This window comes from Ramlibacter sp. WS9 (assembly GCF_003797765.1).
Classification (GTDB): Bacteria; Pseudomonadota; Gammaproteobacteria; order Burkholderiales; family Burkholderiaceae_C; genus Ramlibacter.
The window spans coordinates 327,984-340,294 of the sequence record NZ_RKMB01000003.1; the positions used below are offsets into that span (position 1 = coordinate 327,984).

The following is a 12,311-nucleotide window of genomic DNA, read 5'->3' on the forward strand; positions in this document are numbered from 1 at the left end:
TGTCCATAGACTTGATGAAATTGAAAATTACTCAACGTATTACGTTGTATTATTTTCAGTATTAGAACGAAAGCGGCTCCCATGGACACTCTACCCGCCACTGAAGCCCGGATGCAGGCCGAGATCGAGGCCCTGCGCGCGCAGCATCCCGAGACGCAGGATCTGTACCGCGAGGTGTGCGTGCTGCTGTTCTTCCGCTATGGGCTCACCCCCACCGCCAACAAGCTGTACCAGCTGGTGCGCAAAGGCAGCATGAGCGCGCCGGCCGAGGCGCTGGCCAGGTTCTGGGAAACCTTGCGCGAGAAGAGTCGCGTGCGCATCGAGCATCCCGATCTCCCCCAGCCGCTGCAGGCCGCCGCCGGCGAGATGGTCGGCGCCCTGTGGCAGCAGGCGCAGGCGGCCGCGCAGGACACCTTGGCGCAACAGCGCGAGGAAGCGCGCGCGACCGTGGTGGCGGCCGAAGGGCTCGCCCAGTCCGCCGGCGCGCGGGCGGACGCCGCAGAGGCGACGCTGGGTACCACAAGGGATGAGCTGCGGACCGCTCAGGGGCGGGTGATGGAGCTGCAAAGCGAGTTGGCCCGAGCCCAAGGCGAGGTCACCGCCCAGCAGCGCCAGGTCGAAGCCGCCGCGGTCCACCGCCAGGAGTTGCAGGCAGCGCTGAATGCAGCCCAGGAACGATTCACCCGGGAACTCGAACAACAACGCACAGTGGCAACCGCGACCGAGGAGCGCCATGCGGGCGAGATGAAACGGGCGTTGCTGGAGGTGGACCGTGAGCGCGGCAACGCCGGCAAGCTCCAGAAGGAAATCGAGCAACTGCGACGCGAGATGGCCGGGCATGCGGATGGACACCGTCAGGAAGTCCTGGAGCGCCAACAGCAGATCGACGCGCTACGCCAGCGCAGTGGCGAGTTGGAGGGCCGCGTCGCGGAACTGCTGGAGCAGCGCGAGCAGCAGACCCGCGAACTGGATGCGACGAGGCAGAGGCTGGAGGCCGCCGCTGTCAAGAGAGCGCCAGGCACTCGCACCGCACAACGTAGCACCCCAGCAAAGTCCAAGCCCTCCAAGGCTGCGATCTGACTCGAGCGGGCTCGAAGATCGGGGGTACAGCCCTTCAGCCAAAATCCGCTGATGAAGATGTACATCTTGGTCCGCGACGACATCCCGCTTGGCTTCGCCATGGTGGCCGTCGCGCACGCGTCCCTCGCCGGCTACCTCAGGTTTCAGAACGAGCCGGAAGTGCGAGAGTGGCTGTCCGGGCCGTTCTTCAAGGCGGTGTGCAAGGTGAACGCTAAGGAGTTCGAAAACGCCAAGCAGGTGGCCGACCACGTGGTGCTGACCGAGTCGGCGCTCGGTGACCAGGAAGTCGCGATCGTCTTCAAGCCGCGGCACGAATGGCCAAAGATGTTCAAGTTCCTGAAGCTGTACCGCGACCCGCCGGCCGTTTAGTGAATTTGGTCAAACCGGCTAGTTTTTGTCGATTCGACTTATTCCTGAGGTAGTGGCACCCAGCGGCGCCGACCTCTTGACGACCCTGAGGGTGAGGTCCGTGTGGGTCGGACGACCACTCCAGCTGGAGCAACGTCGCGCCGCGGAAAGCTGCCTATGTGTCATTTCTGGCCGTATCCCGGCTTGCCCCCGAGGAATCGGATCGAAACGATGTCGACGGCGAAACCCTCAAGGGAGCGCCCAAGGAAGTCGAATTCTGCCAGTCCCGCGAAGACCAGCAAATCGAAGCATGTTCGGTGAATGCCCGCCGTATCCATGCACGAAATTACGAACAGTCCACAGTCTTGAAATCGCGCAGTGACGCGTAATCCAAGAATTTTCAATGCCGATGGCGAAAAATTCGCGAATCTCAGCCAAGCCTCATGCCGTCAAGCGGTAGGCTCCTCAAGGAGCGTCGGAAATAGTTGCAGCCGTCCCAGCATCCTGAACCGGAGAAATCGGTGCCAAAGACATTTAACCAGATGAAAAAGCGCCTCGAAGAAGCCATGACCGAGGCCAGCGAGGCGGAGGAGATTATTCCGCTCCTGAAGGAGGCGATCGCCAAGTTCGAGCTCGTGCCTGCCGACTTGTTTGAATTGACCGCAGGCAAGACGAAGGTGGCTCAGCAGAAAGCATCTCAGTCGGGTAAGGGTTCAGGCAATGGGGCGCCCATGTATCGAGACGCGGAAGGCAACACTTGGGCTGGCAGAGGACGCCGTCCAGCCTGGGTCAACGAAGCTCTTGCACTGGGAAAGACGCTGGAAGATTTTCGAGCACGAGGCCGGCATCTGCGCAGCGCTAAGTAGCTGTCGCTAAACAAGATTCGGCGACCAAATCAGGTTTGCGCTCGAAAACCGAGATCACCCCTAGCCATGCGGCGTGCGAGACATGAATCGCGGCGGGTCCGTGGGGAAGATGGATTCGAGCGTTGTTTGCACCACGCTCGCGAATTCGTTCTCCCCGATCCGGTCCCATACGTTGAAGACGAAGACACCGCCCGACCGCAGCACGCGCCGCGTTTCCGCGAAGGCCTTGGCCTTGTCCGGAAAGAACATGGCGCCGAACTGGCAAACCACCGCATCGAAGGACTCGTCCTCGAAGGGCAACTGCATCGCATCGGCCTGGCGCCATTCGACCGGCCGGGCGGTCCCCACGGAAGCAGCTTGGTCGAGCATCGCCTGGTTGAGGTCGGTGGCCACGATGGCCACATCCTTGCCGAACGTCGACGCCAGCACCCGCGTCACGACGCCGGTCCCGGCCGCCAGCTCGAGCACACGCGAGAGTTTCATCGCGCGCAGCCGGTTCGCCAGGTCGACGGCATAGGGCTCGAAGAGCATCGGCACCATGCAGGCGTCGTAGAGCTTCGGGATGGAGCCGGCGAAAACGGAATCGATTGTGGACATGGGCTTGGTCCTCCCTGGTTGCGCGTATGCCGAGGCAGACGCGCAGGATGCGCCCCGCCGCTGGCCCCGTCAAGGGCACGGCTCGCTCGGCGCTCGCTGCGGCCCTAGATCGGCAACCGCTTGTCCAGCCCGTACTGCGCGAGCTTCTCCCGCAGCGCCGGCAAAACCTCGCCCGCGGCCGCCACTTCGCGTTTGTCGATGAGCAGTTGCGCGCAGCGCTCGAAATCGCGCGCGGCCAATTCCTTGTTGCCCAGGGCCTCGTGAGCCAGGCCGCGACGCCAGTAGACATACGCGTAGTCGGGCTGCGCCGGAATGCCCTCCGTGAACGCTTCCACGGCCTCCTTGTAGCGGCCAAGCCCGGACAGTGCCCAACCCTTGTGGTACTGGGTCATCATGCTGGGCCTGCTGCCGCCCTCGGCCCGTTCGGCCGACAGGACCGCGTACAGACTCTGATCGTGCCGGCCCGCCTGCCTCAGGTACACCGCATAGTTGATGAACTCCCGGTGGTCCTTCGCCGGCCGGAGTTTGAACGCCGCTTCCTGGTCCGCCAGGGCCAGCGCATGTTGCGACAGGTTCGAATGCGACCAGGCCCGGCTCTGCAGGGCGTGCGCGCGCGTCATGTCGGACAGCCCCGTCTGGCCAAGGCATTTGGCGATGGCCGGCACCGCTTCCTCATGCCGGCCCTCGCGAGCCAGCCTTGTGCCGCCGTCGCACAGGGCCTCGGCAACGTCATTGCCACATCCCGCGGCCAGCAACAGCCACGCGCATACCCATCCCGCCCTCAAGCCAGCTACTTCCAATCGACCTTCCCGAAGTGCTCGTACCCGAGCAGCGTGTAGAAGATGCCGATTGTGCCTCGCGACTGGGTGCGGTCACCCAGGGTGGCGAACGTGGCGTGCCGGCGGTTCCACAAGTACTTCAGCGTGAAGGCGTGCTGATCGCGAACCCTCCAGGTGTACGAGACATCGGCGCGCGAGATGTTGTCGTGCCCGCCCTGCCCGATCCCCGCGACCCGGCTGACGTAGTACTCGCGGCCGGTGATGTCCAGGCTGCTCTTGCCGCCGAAGATCACGCGCAGCGAAGCCAGTGCCTGGGGCGCGACGCCATAGCGGTAGGCGTTCTCGCTTGCGCCGTTGATGGTGCCGACGGCCGCGTAGCCCAGCCCACCCATCACCGTGCCCTGGACAGCGACGTTCTCGCTCGCACGCCATTGACCCGTGGTGCCCAGCGACAGCGCGGTGCTCGAAACGCGGAAGGTCTGCGGCGAAATGAAGTCGTAGCTGCCGTACAGGCCCCAGATGCCGCGATAGTCCTTGCCGGCGCGGTAGTCGCGGCCCACCAGCAGCCCGCGCGTCAGCACGCTTTCGAAAGTGCCCGCGCTCGAAACGGTGGTATGGAAGGAGAAGTAATCGAATGGCCGGGTGTACTGGTATCCATCTTTCCCCGGCATGCCGTAGTCCAGCGAAAAATCGGCCTGGAGTTCGTTGCGCTTCACGACAGTGGACGTGCCCGGTGCGCTGCGCGCCGTGCCCATGTAGCCCACCTGCACCTGGCTGTAGTACGCCGGGTTCCGGCTCGCGAAGACGCTGTCGAGGCGGCGTCCCATGACCAGCCGGTTGAATCCGTTGGCAGGCGAGATGACGGCCGCAGCGGTTTCGCGCCAGAACGGCGACATCCCGCCACCCTTTTCCAGCAAGAGGCTCGACATGCGGTAGAGCGCTTCTCCGAGGAAGCTGCCACCGATGCCGGACGAGACCTGGTCGTTGCGCGACGGCGGCGTCTGCTCGCCGAAGACTTCCCACATCGCGCTGCCGGCGAACGTGTAGCCTGCCGCCTCCCAATAGCTCAGGCCGGCCGATCGCGCGAAGCCGTGGTACATGGAACCCTGGTACGGGTGGCCGAGCTGGTTGGTCAGGAACGGGTCCGCGTCGACCCCCCAGCTGCTGCGCAGGTTGCGGCGGATCGAGTCCCTGCTCACCGCGTAGTCGTCGCGGCCCGTGCCGCAGCAGCGGTTGGCTCGATTGAGAAGAAAGTCGAAACCGATGATCTCCATCGCCGGCAGCACGTAGTCTTTCCCGGCGGGTTCGGCGGGTTGTGCTGAAGCCGCATCGGCAACCGGCTCATTCGGCGCCCCATCCTGTGCGTACGCCTGAAGGGCGAATGCCCACGGCACCGCGAACACAAAGGCAAGGCACGTTCTGCGAAGTCTGCTGACTGCAAATCTCATGGAGGGCTCCCACGCCGGCGGCGCCCTGCCATTCTGTTGAGCTTGATGCGCCCGGACTGTAGGACGCAAAGCCGCGAATCGTTCAGCGGGTTTCTAGTCGGCGAAGGTGCCCGTGGCGCGGATGATCGGGCCCCACTTGTCGATCTCGGATTTGAGCCAGGTTTGCAGGCCCTCGGGACTGAGCTTGCTGTCTGGAACGATCTCGGCGCCCAGGTCGGCCATGCGCCTGCCGACGTCGGGATCCTTCAGTGCCGCACGCACCGCGGCATTCATGCGGTCGATGATGGGCTTGGGCGTTCCCTTGGGCGCGTAGATGCCGTGCCACACCACGACCTCGAAGTCTTTCAGGCCCTGCTCGTGCAAGGTCGGCGCATCCGGCAGCGCCTTGATGCGGCTCTTCGTCGTGACGCCATAGAACTTGACGTTGCCCGCCTTGATCTGCGGAATGGTCTGCGTGGTCTGGTCGCACAGGATGTCGACCTGCCCGCCCAGCAGCGCGTTCATGGCCGGCGCCGTTCCCTGGAACGGCACGGCCGTCAGTTTCACGTCGAGCGCGCGCTCGAACAGCATGCCGCACAGCTGCGACACCGCCCCGAGTCCGGCGTTGGCCAGGTTGATCTTCTGCGGATTGGTCTTGACGTAGGCGGCCAGCTCCTGGAAGTTGTTCGCGGGAAAGTCCTTGCGCGCCAGCAGCGTCATCGGCACGTCCACGGCCTGGCTCACGAACTCGAAGTCAGTCAGCGGGTTGTACGCGAGCTTGCGGTACAGCGCCGTCGACGTCGCCATGCCGTTGTGGTGAATGAAGAAGGTGTAGCCGTCCGGCGCGGCGCGGGCCACGTACCCCGCCGCCACGGTGCCGCCGGCGCCGAGTTTGTTTTCCACGACGACGGTCTGACCCAGCGTCTTGCTGATGGAAGCCGCAAGCGTGCGCGCCACGACGTCGGTGGGACCTCCGGCCGCGAATGGAACGACCAGCGTCACCGATTTCGCCGGCCAGGCTTGCTGCGCTTGCGGCGCGGTGCTGAACAGGCCGGCGATAGCGGCGACGAGCAAACGACGATTCAACTTCATGGAGTCTCCTGCGGTGGGTTCAGCCTACCGCGAGTTCGCGCCCCGGAAATCGGTATGTACCCGTGCGTGCCCAGCTCAGCTCAGCTCGCGAATTCCATGCGGGCGGCCATTGCCTTGTGCCCCGCAACGTCGCGTATCCACAGTTCGGCCGCATCGGGTCCATCGGGGCGCCCACAGGCCTCGAACGGATGCAGGTCGAACACCGGCTTCAATGCCCGGAATGAGAACGCGGCTGCCACGCGCCCAACGAACTGGCGCCCCGCGAGGCCGGCCAGCAAAGTGGCCATCAGCGGCCCATGCACCACCAGGCCGGGATAGCCTTCGACCTGGGTCGCGTAGCGGCGGTCGTAATGGATACGGTGGCCGTTGAACGTCAGCGCCGAATAGCGGAACAGCAGCACGTCGTCAGGCACAACCCGTCGCGCCAGCACGCTGACGGGCGCCGACTCATATGTCGGTTCCGCCGCACCCGCCAGCGGTTCGGGGCGGTACACGATGTCGTGGAACTCGCGCAGCGCCAGCCCGCGCGGACTGCTCACTTCATGGCGCACACGCACGAAGCACAGCTCGCCGGTGCGGCCGGTCTTGACCTTGACATCGTCGATGGTGGAAACGCGCCGCACCGCGTCGCCTACACGCAGCGGCGAAAAGAACTCCAGCTGCCCGCCGGCCCACATGCGCCGCGGCAGGGGCACCGGCGGCAGGAAACCGCCGCGTTCGGGATGCCCGTCGACACCCAGCTGCGATTGCCGCGCCGACGGCAGGAAGTAGAGCCAGTGCCACAACGGCGGCAGCTCGGTGGCGCTGTCGTCGGGAGGCATGTCGAGGGCAGCGCGGAGCATGCGCACCGGCGCGGGCGTGACGAGGTCTTCGGCGCTCTCGCTGCGGCCTTTCCAGGCGGTGAGGGATTCGGCCTCGAGTGTCATGGATGCTGTGACCGGCTTGGTGTTGTGGACGCTTTGCGCTGTCTGCTAGTCTCACACAAAAGCCCTTCCGGAAGCAGCACCATGGCCACGACTTCCTCCGCGCTTCGCGGCACCCGCATCCTCAGCCTCGCGCTCAACCTCCCAGGCCCCGCCGCGCTCATGCGCTGCCGGCAGATGGGGGCCACCTGCGTCAAGCTCGAGCCGCCCGCGGGCGACCCCATGGGGCACTACAACAAGCCGGCCTATGCGCAACTGCATGAAGGCGTCAAAGTGCTCACGGCGGACCTCAAGACGGATGCCGGGCAGAAGATCCTGCACAACGAGCTGGCCAAGACGGACGTGCTGCTGACCTCATTCCGTCCCTCCGCGATCGACAAGCTGGGCCTGGACTGGAAAATGCTGCACACGCGGTACCCGTCCCTTTGCCACGTGGCCATCGTCGGCGCGCCCGGCGCCGGTGCCGAAGAGCCCGGCCATGACCTGACCTACATGGCGGGCCTGGGCCTGGTGCAAGGCGTGGAACTTCCGGCGACCCTGTACGCCGACATGAGCGGGTCGTTGATGGCGAGCGAAGCCGTGCTGCAGGCCGCCCTGCTCCAGAGCGAGCGGTATGCCGGCACGGGCGACACGCATCCGGTCGGCGTGTTCATCGAAGTCGCGCTGTCCGAGGCCGCCCGCTACCTCGCCTTGCCGCGCGAATGGGGCCTCACCCTGCCTACGGGCTCGGTGGGTGGTGCGCACGCGGGCTATCGCGTGTACGCCTGCAAGGATGGTCGCGTGGCCGTCGCGGCACTGGAGCCGCACTTTGCGGCTGCCCTGTGCGAGGCCGCCGGCGCGCCGGTGCCGCCTGGCATGCGCCCGATGCTTGCCCCGGCCACCCACCAGGCCATCGAGGCATTCCTGCTTACGCAAACGCGCGGCCAGCTCGACCGGCTGGCCGCGGAGAAAGACATACCGCTGCACACGATGGCAGCGGAATGAACCTGGCCGCTTACTGGCGCGGCTCGCCGTTGCCGTTGACGGTGATGGTGCGGCCGGGGGGCGCCGTCATCTGCACGTGGTGCTCCATGCCGCGGTAGACATAGGCGACATCCCAGTACGCCGGTGTGGTGCTGGCCACCTGCTGGCAGCGCTGCACGTCCTGGTAGCCCACGGAGCCGGTGCTTCCGCCGCCGGTGTTGGCGCCGATAGCCGCACCCGCGACCACACCGCCGGCCGTGGCCACGTCGCGGCCGGAACCCTTGCCCACCTGGTGGCCCAGGATGCCGCCGATCAATGCACCTGCCACGGCGCCGCCCACGTTGGGCTGGCCGGGCTGCGCCACCTGCTGGCGCTCGACCCAGCAGCGCTGGTTCGGCGGGCCGACCACGGCCCGCACCGACGTGACAGGCACTTCATAGAGGCGCTCGCTGGCGCGGCGGCGCCAGGCGTAGTTGGGCGTTTCCATCGGAGGCGGCACCTCGCTCACGTCGCGGCCCTGGCCGCGTTCGACCGGGCGGACCGACGAGATGCGGTCGTTCATGCCGAAGGGCTGCATGGAGTCGTAGCTGCCGCGCCGCAGGAGGACGCAACGGCCCTCGAAGCGGGCGTCTTCGCAGACCTCCCAACGGCCGTGCTCCACGACGATGGAGCTCACCCTGTCGTTGAAGCCCTGGCGCACCAGATCGCCCATGCGCCTGTCCGTCGTCAGCGCCCGGCCGCGGAAGCCATCGTGCTCGTACATGGTGATCTGGGCCATGGCCTGCGAGCCCAGGAGGATCGCAGTGGCGACTAGCGCGGATTTGAGCTTCAAGTTCATTCGAGTTCTCCTGTTGAGATGCTTTTAGCGTAAGCCACGAAGGCTCACGGCAATGTAAGACATTGCCCCCATTCAACGGCCCACGCGCGGGTATGGCCTAATGTCGGGTTTGCAAAGTTCGTAACAGGAGCAATTACATGGGCAACAAGATCGTCACCGAAGCAGACCGCAAGGCCAGCCCCGCAGTCAAGGTGCAAGAGGGCATCAAGGTCAAGAAGGCGGGCGGCGGCCAAAAGGGCAGCCAGGAGCGCGGCACCGCCACCCGCAACAAGAAGAACCCCGGCAAGCGCCCTCACAAAGGCGGATAAACAGGTCCACCCCCGAAGCGCCTTCGGCGATGCCCCCTCGGGCGTTGCCCTCTCCCCCTCAAGGGGGCGCCACCAGCGGCCCGGCAAAGCCGGTTCCGCGGTGGCCCCCGTATTGGCCCACACCGCGATTCAGCAGTGTCCTACAGCGCCGCGGCGGGCATCGCGTAGGGTTAAGCCATCATGGCACCCTCCAGCACCCGAACCCTGTGGAAAGGCGCGATCAGCTTCGGTCTCGTCTACATTCCCGTCACCCTGCACTCGGCCACGGCCGAGCATCGCATGAAGTTCAACCTGCTCGACAAGCGCACCATGAACCCGGTGGGCAACAGGCAGGTGAATAAGGCGACGGGCGAAGAAATGACGAAGGAAGAAGTCGTCAAGGGCTTCGAATACGAGAAAGACCAGTACGTGGTCGTCTCCCCTGAAGAGATCAAGGCGGCGCTTCCCAAGTCGACCCAGACCATCGAAATCGAGGCCTTCGTCGGCGCCGGCCAGATCCCCAGCACCTACTACCACAAGCCCTACTACGTAGCCCCGGCCGCCAAGGGAAACAAGCCCTACCTGTTGCTGCTGGAGACACTGCGGGCCACGGGCAAGGTGGGCATCGCCAAGGTCGTCATCTCCACGCGCCAACATCTGGCTGCGCTTTTTCCTGCCGAAGAAGGCCTGGTGCTGGAGTTGCTGCGCTGGCATGACGAGGTGCGCGACACCGCAGGGCTGCCCCTGCCGAACAAGAGCGACGCCAAGGTCAGCCCGAAGGAATTGAAGATGGCCGAGCAACTGGTGAACGAGTTGGCCGGCAAATGGAACCCCGAGGAATTCCACGACGAGTTTCGAGAGAAACTCGAACAGGTCGTCGAGGCCAAGGTCAAGGCCGGCAAGGGCGAACACATCGTGAAGCCGATCGAGGGTGAGGAAATGAAGCCACAGGCCGATATCATCGACCTCACTGAATTGCTGCGGCGCAGCTTGCGCAAGGGTGCGGGCAAGGCCGGGGCTGACGAAAACGACGCGCAGGACGAAAAGCAGGCGCCGCGCAAGACCAGCACGCGCCGCAAGGCTGCCAACGACGAGGCTCCGCCTCGCAAGCGGGCGGCCGCGGCCAGGACGCGCGCGCACGCGACGGCCAGCGTCAAGGCGAAACCGCGCAAGAAGGCAGCTTGAGGACAACGCGATGAAACGTGGCTTGAATGTGGGTGCGGCCTTTGTGGCCGGCGCCCTCGCAATGTTTTTGCTGGAACGGTACCTGACGCGCGCGCAGCGCGTGGCTCCGGCGGGCCGCATCGCGCAAGCGCGCTCAGGCCCGGACGACGACGCGCGACTGCGCGAAGAAGTGCGCGCGCGGCTGGGGGGCTGGGTGAGCCACCCCAGGGCGATTGAAGTCGAAGTTCACAACGGCGTTGTCCGCGTCAGCGGGCAGGTGCTGGCCGCGGAAATCGAAGGGTTGCTGATGCAGCTCACCGGCCTGAACGGCGTCCACAAAGTGCACAACGCGCTTTCCGTGCTGCGTGACCCGAGCGGGTTTGCCGAGGCGACGCGAACGGATTCGCCGTCGCCGCTGCACTGACTTCTCAGCGGAAGGCGCAATGCGTTTACGTGGGCTTGTCGGCGTGCTGGTGGCGCTTCTTGCCGGCGGCGCGGGCTTCTTCACTGCTGAACTGGTGAGCCCGGCCACTGGCGTGCGCGGCACGGCCGCCCAGGCTGGCGATCTCGCGTTTCTTTTCAGGCGACATGGCAGCGAAACCACGGAGGCGGCGCTGCTGGGCGGGAACGGTGTCCTGAACGGTTTCTTGCATGGTTTTCTCCGTGTAAAAAATTGAAATGCCATGCTGCTCCAAGCTCAGCCATGCTCGTGTAGGACAAGGCCTTGCCTTGTTGTGCAGCCCATCTGTCAAGGAACGGGCACACGGGCGGTAACCAGTTCCTCCATCTGGCCGTCCTTTTCCGCCCACAAGCGCTCGAGCCACTGCTGGACCTGGCCCCGGAACACAGGGTCGCCCGCGTAGTCGCCAAGGCAGAACTCGGGCGGTATCGGTATCTGCCGCGCCCGGACGACGATTTCGCGCGTGCGCCCGCACAAGAACTCCCAGAACGTCGGCCGCCCACCCGGGTACACGATGGTCACGTCCACCAGCGAACGGAAGCGCGCGCCCATGGCATTCAAGGCGAGCGCCAGCGCGCCCGCCTTGGGTTTGAGCAAATGTCGGTAAGGCGACGCCTGGGCCTCGTGCTTGGCCGGCGTGAAGCGCGTGCCCTCGGCAAAGTTCATCACGCTCGTGGGCACCAGCGAGAATTTCTCGCACGCGCGGCGCGTGGCCTCGGCGTCCTGGGCGCGCAATTCCGGCCGCGCGAGCAACTGGGCCTTGCCGTGCCGCTTCATGAAGGGAAAGTCCAGGGCCCACCAGGCCAGGCCGATCACGGGCACGTAGATCAACTCCTGCTTGAGGAAGAACTTCAGCATCGGGATGCGGCGATTGAGCAGGTGCTGCAAAACGAAGATGTCCACCCACGACTGGTGATTGCAGTTGACGAGGTACCACCCGTCATAGGGCAGCCCCGCTATGCCTTGCACGTCCCAACGAGTCTTCTGCGTGAGGCGCATCCAGCCGCTGTTGCAGGCGATCCAGCACGTGGCGATGGCGTTGAGCACGGGGTCGATGCGCACGCGCACGGCCTGGAAAGGCAGTACCAGCTTGAGAAGCGCGCAGGCAAAGAGCAGCGCGCACCAGAAGAGCGTGTTGGCGGCCAGCAGGGTGAAGGCAATGACGCCGCGCAGGAAGGGAGGCAGGAAGGCGAGCATGACGCATTCTGGTGGGTTCCGCTGGGGGACGCCACTTTGCGGTGGATCATGCGTGCCGCGGCCACCTTGGATTACCATAGAGCATGACTCGCACCGTGGGCCGGCAAGCCCGTTCTGAATTCATTCTCGACCCGGCCGAGGCTTTGCGCCGTGGCCGCGTGCTGGATGGGATGCTCTCCTCGGCGAGCATTCCACGGCTGCGCGGCGTCATGCGCGCGAAGCATCGCGCACTCAATGCGATGGATGACGAGCGACAGCTGGAAACCGCGCGCCGCCTGAACAAGCACTAG

Annotated in this window: 16 protein-coding genes and 1 pseudogene; 8 read left to right on the top strand and 9 right to left on the bottom strand. The window is 65.3% G+C overall.

The window, feature by feature from the left end; genetic code table 11:
* Positions 1 to 111 precede the first annotated feature (111 nt).
* Both EEB15_RS07460 and EEB15_RS07465 read left to right on the top strand, forming a co-directional pair.
* Positions 112 to 1,080: a DNA-binding protein gene (locus EEB15_RS07460; protein ID WP_158290027.1), complete on the top strand. Its 969-nt coding sequence runs from the start codon at positions 112 to 114 to the stop codon at positions 1,078 to 1,080.
* A 51-nt stretch (positions 1,081 to 1,131) separates the two neighbouring features.
* Positions 1,132 to 1,449: a peptidyl-tRNA hydrolase gene (locus EEB15_RS07465; RefSeq protein WP_141509179.1), complete on the top strand. Its 318-nt coding sequence runs from the start codon at positions 1,132 to 1,134 to the stop codon at positions 1,447 to 1,449.
* 161 nt (positions 1,450 to 1,610) lie between these two features.
* Here the strand turns inward: EEB15_RS07465 and EEB15_RS33610 are convergent, their stop codons facing one another.
* Positions 1,611 to 1,766 carry a hypothetical protein gene (locus tag EEB15_RS33610; RefSeq protein ID WP_158290028.1) on the bottom strand — a complete coding sequence of 52 codons (156 nt, stop codon included), beginning with the start codon at positions 1,764 to 1,766 and terminating at the stop codon, positions 1,611 to 1,613.
* 204 nt (positions 1,767 to 1,970) lie between these two features.
* On the opposite strand from EEB15_RS33610, the gene EEB15_RS07470 reads away from it, so the two are divergent.
* The gene (locus tag EEB15_RS07470) at positions 1,971 to 2,294 is read left to right on the top strand and encodes an H-NS family nucleoid-associated regulatory protein (protein ID WP_158290029.1); all 324 of its coding nucleotides are present in this window, start codon (positions 1,971 to 1,973) and stop codon (positions 2,292 to 2,294) included.
* A gap of 63 nt (positions 2,295 to 2,357) precedes the next feature.
* On the opposite strand, the pseudogene EEB15_RS07475 reads toward EEB15_RS07470, so the two are convergent.
* From EEB15_RS07475 to EEB15_RS07495, 5 genes and pseudogenes are all read right to left on the bottom strand, one after another.
* Positions 2,358 to 2,891, bottom strand: a pseudogene (locus tag EEB15_RS07475) (class I SAM-dependent methyltransferase); the annotation flags it as partial.
* A 104-nt stretch (positions 2,892 to 2,995) separates the two neighbouring features.
* Positions 2,996 to 3,691 carry a tetratricopeptide repeat protein gene (locus EEB15_RS07480; RefSeq protein ID WP_158290030.1) on the bottom strand — a complete coding sequence of 232 codons (696 nt, stop codon included), beginning with the start codon at positions 3,689 to 3,691 and terminating at the stop codon, positions 2,996 to 2,998.
* Positions 3,682 to 5,118 carry a DUF3943 domain-containing protein gene (locus EEB15_RS07485; RefSeq protein WP_141509183.1) on the bottom strand — a complete coding sequence of 479 codons (1,437 nt, stop codon included), beginning with the start codon at positions 5,116 to 5,118 and terminating at the stop codon, positions 3,682 to 3,684. Before EEB15_RS07485 ends, EEB15_RS07480 begins: the two co-directional genes overlap by 10 nt.
* Positions 5,119 to 5,211: 93 nt before the next feature.
* Positions 5,212 to 6,189 (bottom strand): tripartite tricarboxylate transporter substrate-binding protein, encoded by a 978-nt coding sequence (locus tag EEB15_RS07490; protein WP_141509184.1) that lies wholly within the window; start codon positions 6,187 to 6,189, stop codon positions 5,212 to 5,214.
* A gap of 80 nt (positions 6,190 to 6,269) precedes the next feature.
* Positions 6,270 to 7,115 carry a MaoC family dehydratase N-terminal domain-containing protein gene (locus tag EEB15_RS07495; RefSeq protein ID WP_141509185.1) on the bottom strand — a complete coding sequence of 282 codons (846 nt, stop codon included), beginning with the start codon at positions 7,113 to 7,115 and terminating at the stop codon, positions 6,270 to 6,272.
* Positions 7,116 to 7,196: 81 nt separating this feature from the next.
* On the opposite strand from EEB15_RS07495, the gene EEB15_RS07500 reads away from it, so the two are divergent.
* The gene (locus tag EEB15_RS07500) at positions 7,197 to 8,096 is read left to right on the top strand and encodes a CoA transferase (protein WP_141509186.1); all 900 of its coding nucleotides are present in this window, start codon (positions 7,197 to 7,199) and stop codon (positions 8,094 to 8,096) included.
* Positions 8,097 to 8,106: 10 nt separating this feature from the next.
* Here the strand turns inward: EEB15_RS07500 and EEB15_RS07505 are convergent, their stop codons facing one another.
* Positions 8,107 to 8,913 carry a beta/gamma crystallin-related protein gene (locus EEB15_RS07505; protein WP_141509187.1) on the bottom strand — a complete coding sequence of 269 codons (807 nt, stop codon included), beginning with the start codon at positions 8,911 to 8,913 and terminating at the stop codon, positions 8,107 to 8,109.
* A gap of 137 nt (positions 8,914 to 9,050) precedes the next feature.
* Between EEB15_RS07505 and EEB15_RS33950 the strand changes: the two genes are divergently transcribed.
* The 3 genes from EEB15_RS33950 (at position 9,051) to EEB15_RS07515 (ending at position 10,788) form a co-directional block, all read left to right on the top strand.
* The gene (locus EEB15_RS33950) at positions 9,051 to 9,221 is read left to right on the top strand and encodes a hypothetical protein (protein ID WP_199236476.1); all 171 of its coding nucleotides are present in this window, start codon (positions 9,051 to 9,053) and stop codon (positions 9,219 to 9,221) included.
* Positions 9,222 to 9,401: 180 nt separating this feature from the next.
* Entirely contained in the window at positions 9,402 to 10,385 is a 984-nt protein-coding gene (locus tag EEB15_RS07510) for a Ku protein (RefSeq protein WP_141509188.1), read from the top strand.
* 10 nt (positions 10,386 to 10,395) lie between these two features.
* Positions 10,396 to 10,788 carry a BON domain-containing protein gene (locus tag EEB15_RS07515; protein WP_141509189.1) on the top strand — a complete coding sequence of 131 codons (393 nt, stop codon included), beginning with the start codon at positions 10,396 to 10,398 and terminating at the stop codon, positions 10,786 to 10,788.
* 25 nt (positions 10,789 to 10,813) lie between these two features.
* On the opposite strand, the gene EEB15_RS07520 is transcribed toward EEB15_RS07515, so the two are convergent.
* Both EEB15_RS07520 and EEB15_RS07525 read right to left on the bottom strand, forming a co-directional pair.
* Entirely contained in the window at positions 10,814 to 11,017 is a 204-nt protein-coding gene (locus EEB15_RS07520; RefSeq protein ID WP_141509190.1) for a KGG domain-containing protein, read from the bottom strand.
* 95 nt (positions 11,018 to 11,112) lie between these two features.
* A complete protein-coding gene (locus EEB15_RS07525; RefSeq protein WP_141509191.1) occupies positions 11,113 to 12,021 on the bottom strand; it encodes an acyltransferase in 909 nt (302 codons plus the stop codon).
* Between the two features lie 83 nt (positions 12,022 to 12,104).
* Between EEB15_RS07525 and EEB15_RS07530 the strand changes: the two genes are divergently transcribed.
* Positions 12,105 to 12,311, top strand: a complete 207-nt coding sequence (locus EEB15_RS07530) for a hypothetical protein (protein WP_141509192.1) — start codon at positions 12,105 to 12,107, stop codon at positions 12,309 to 12,311.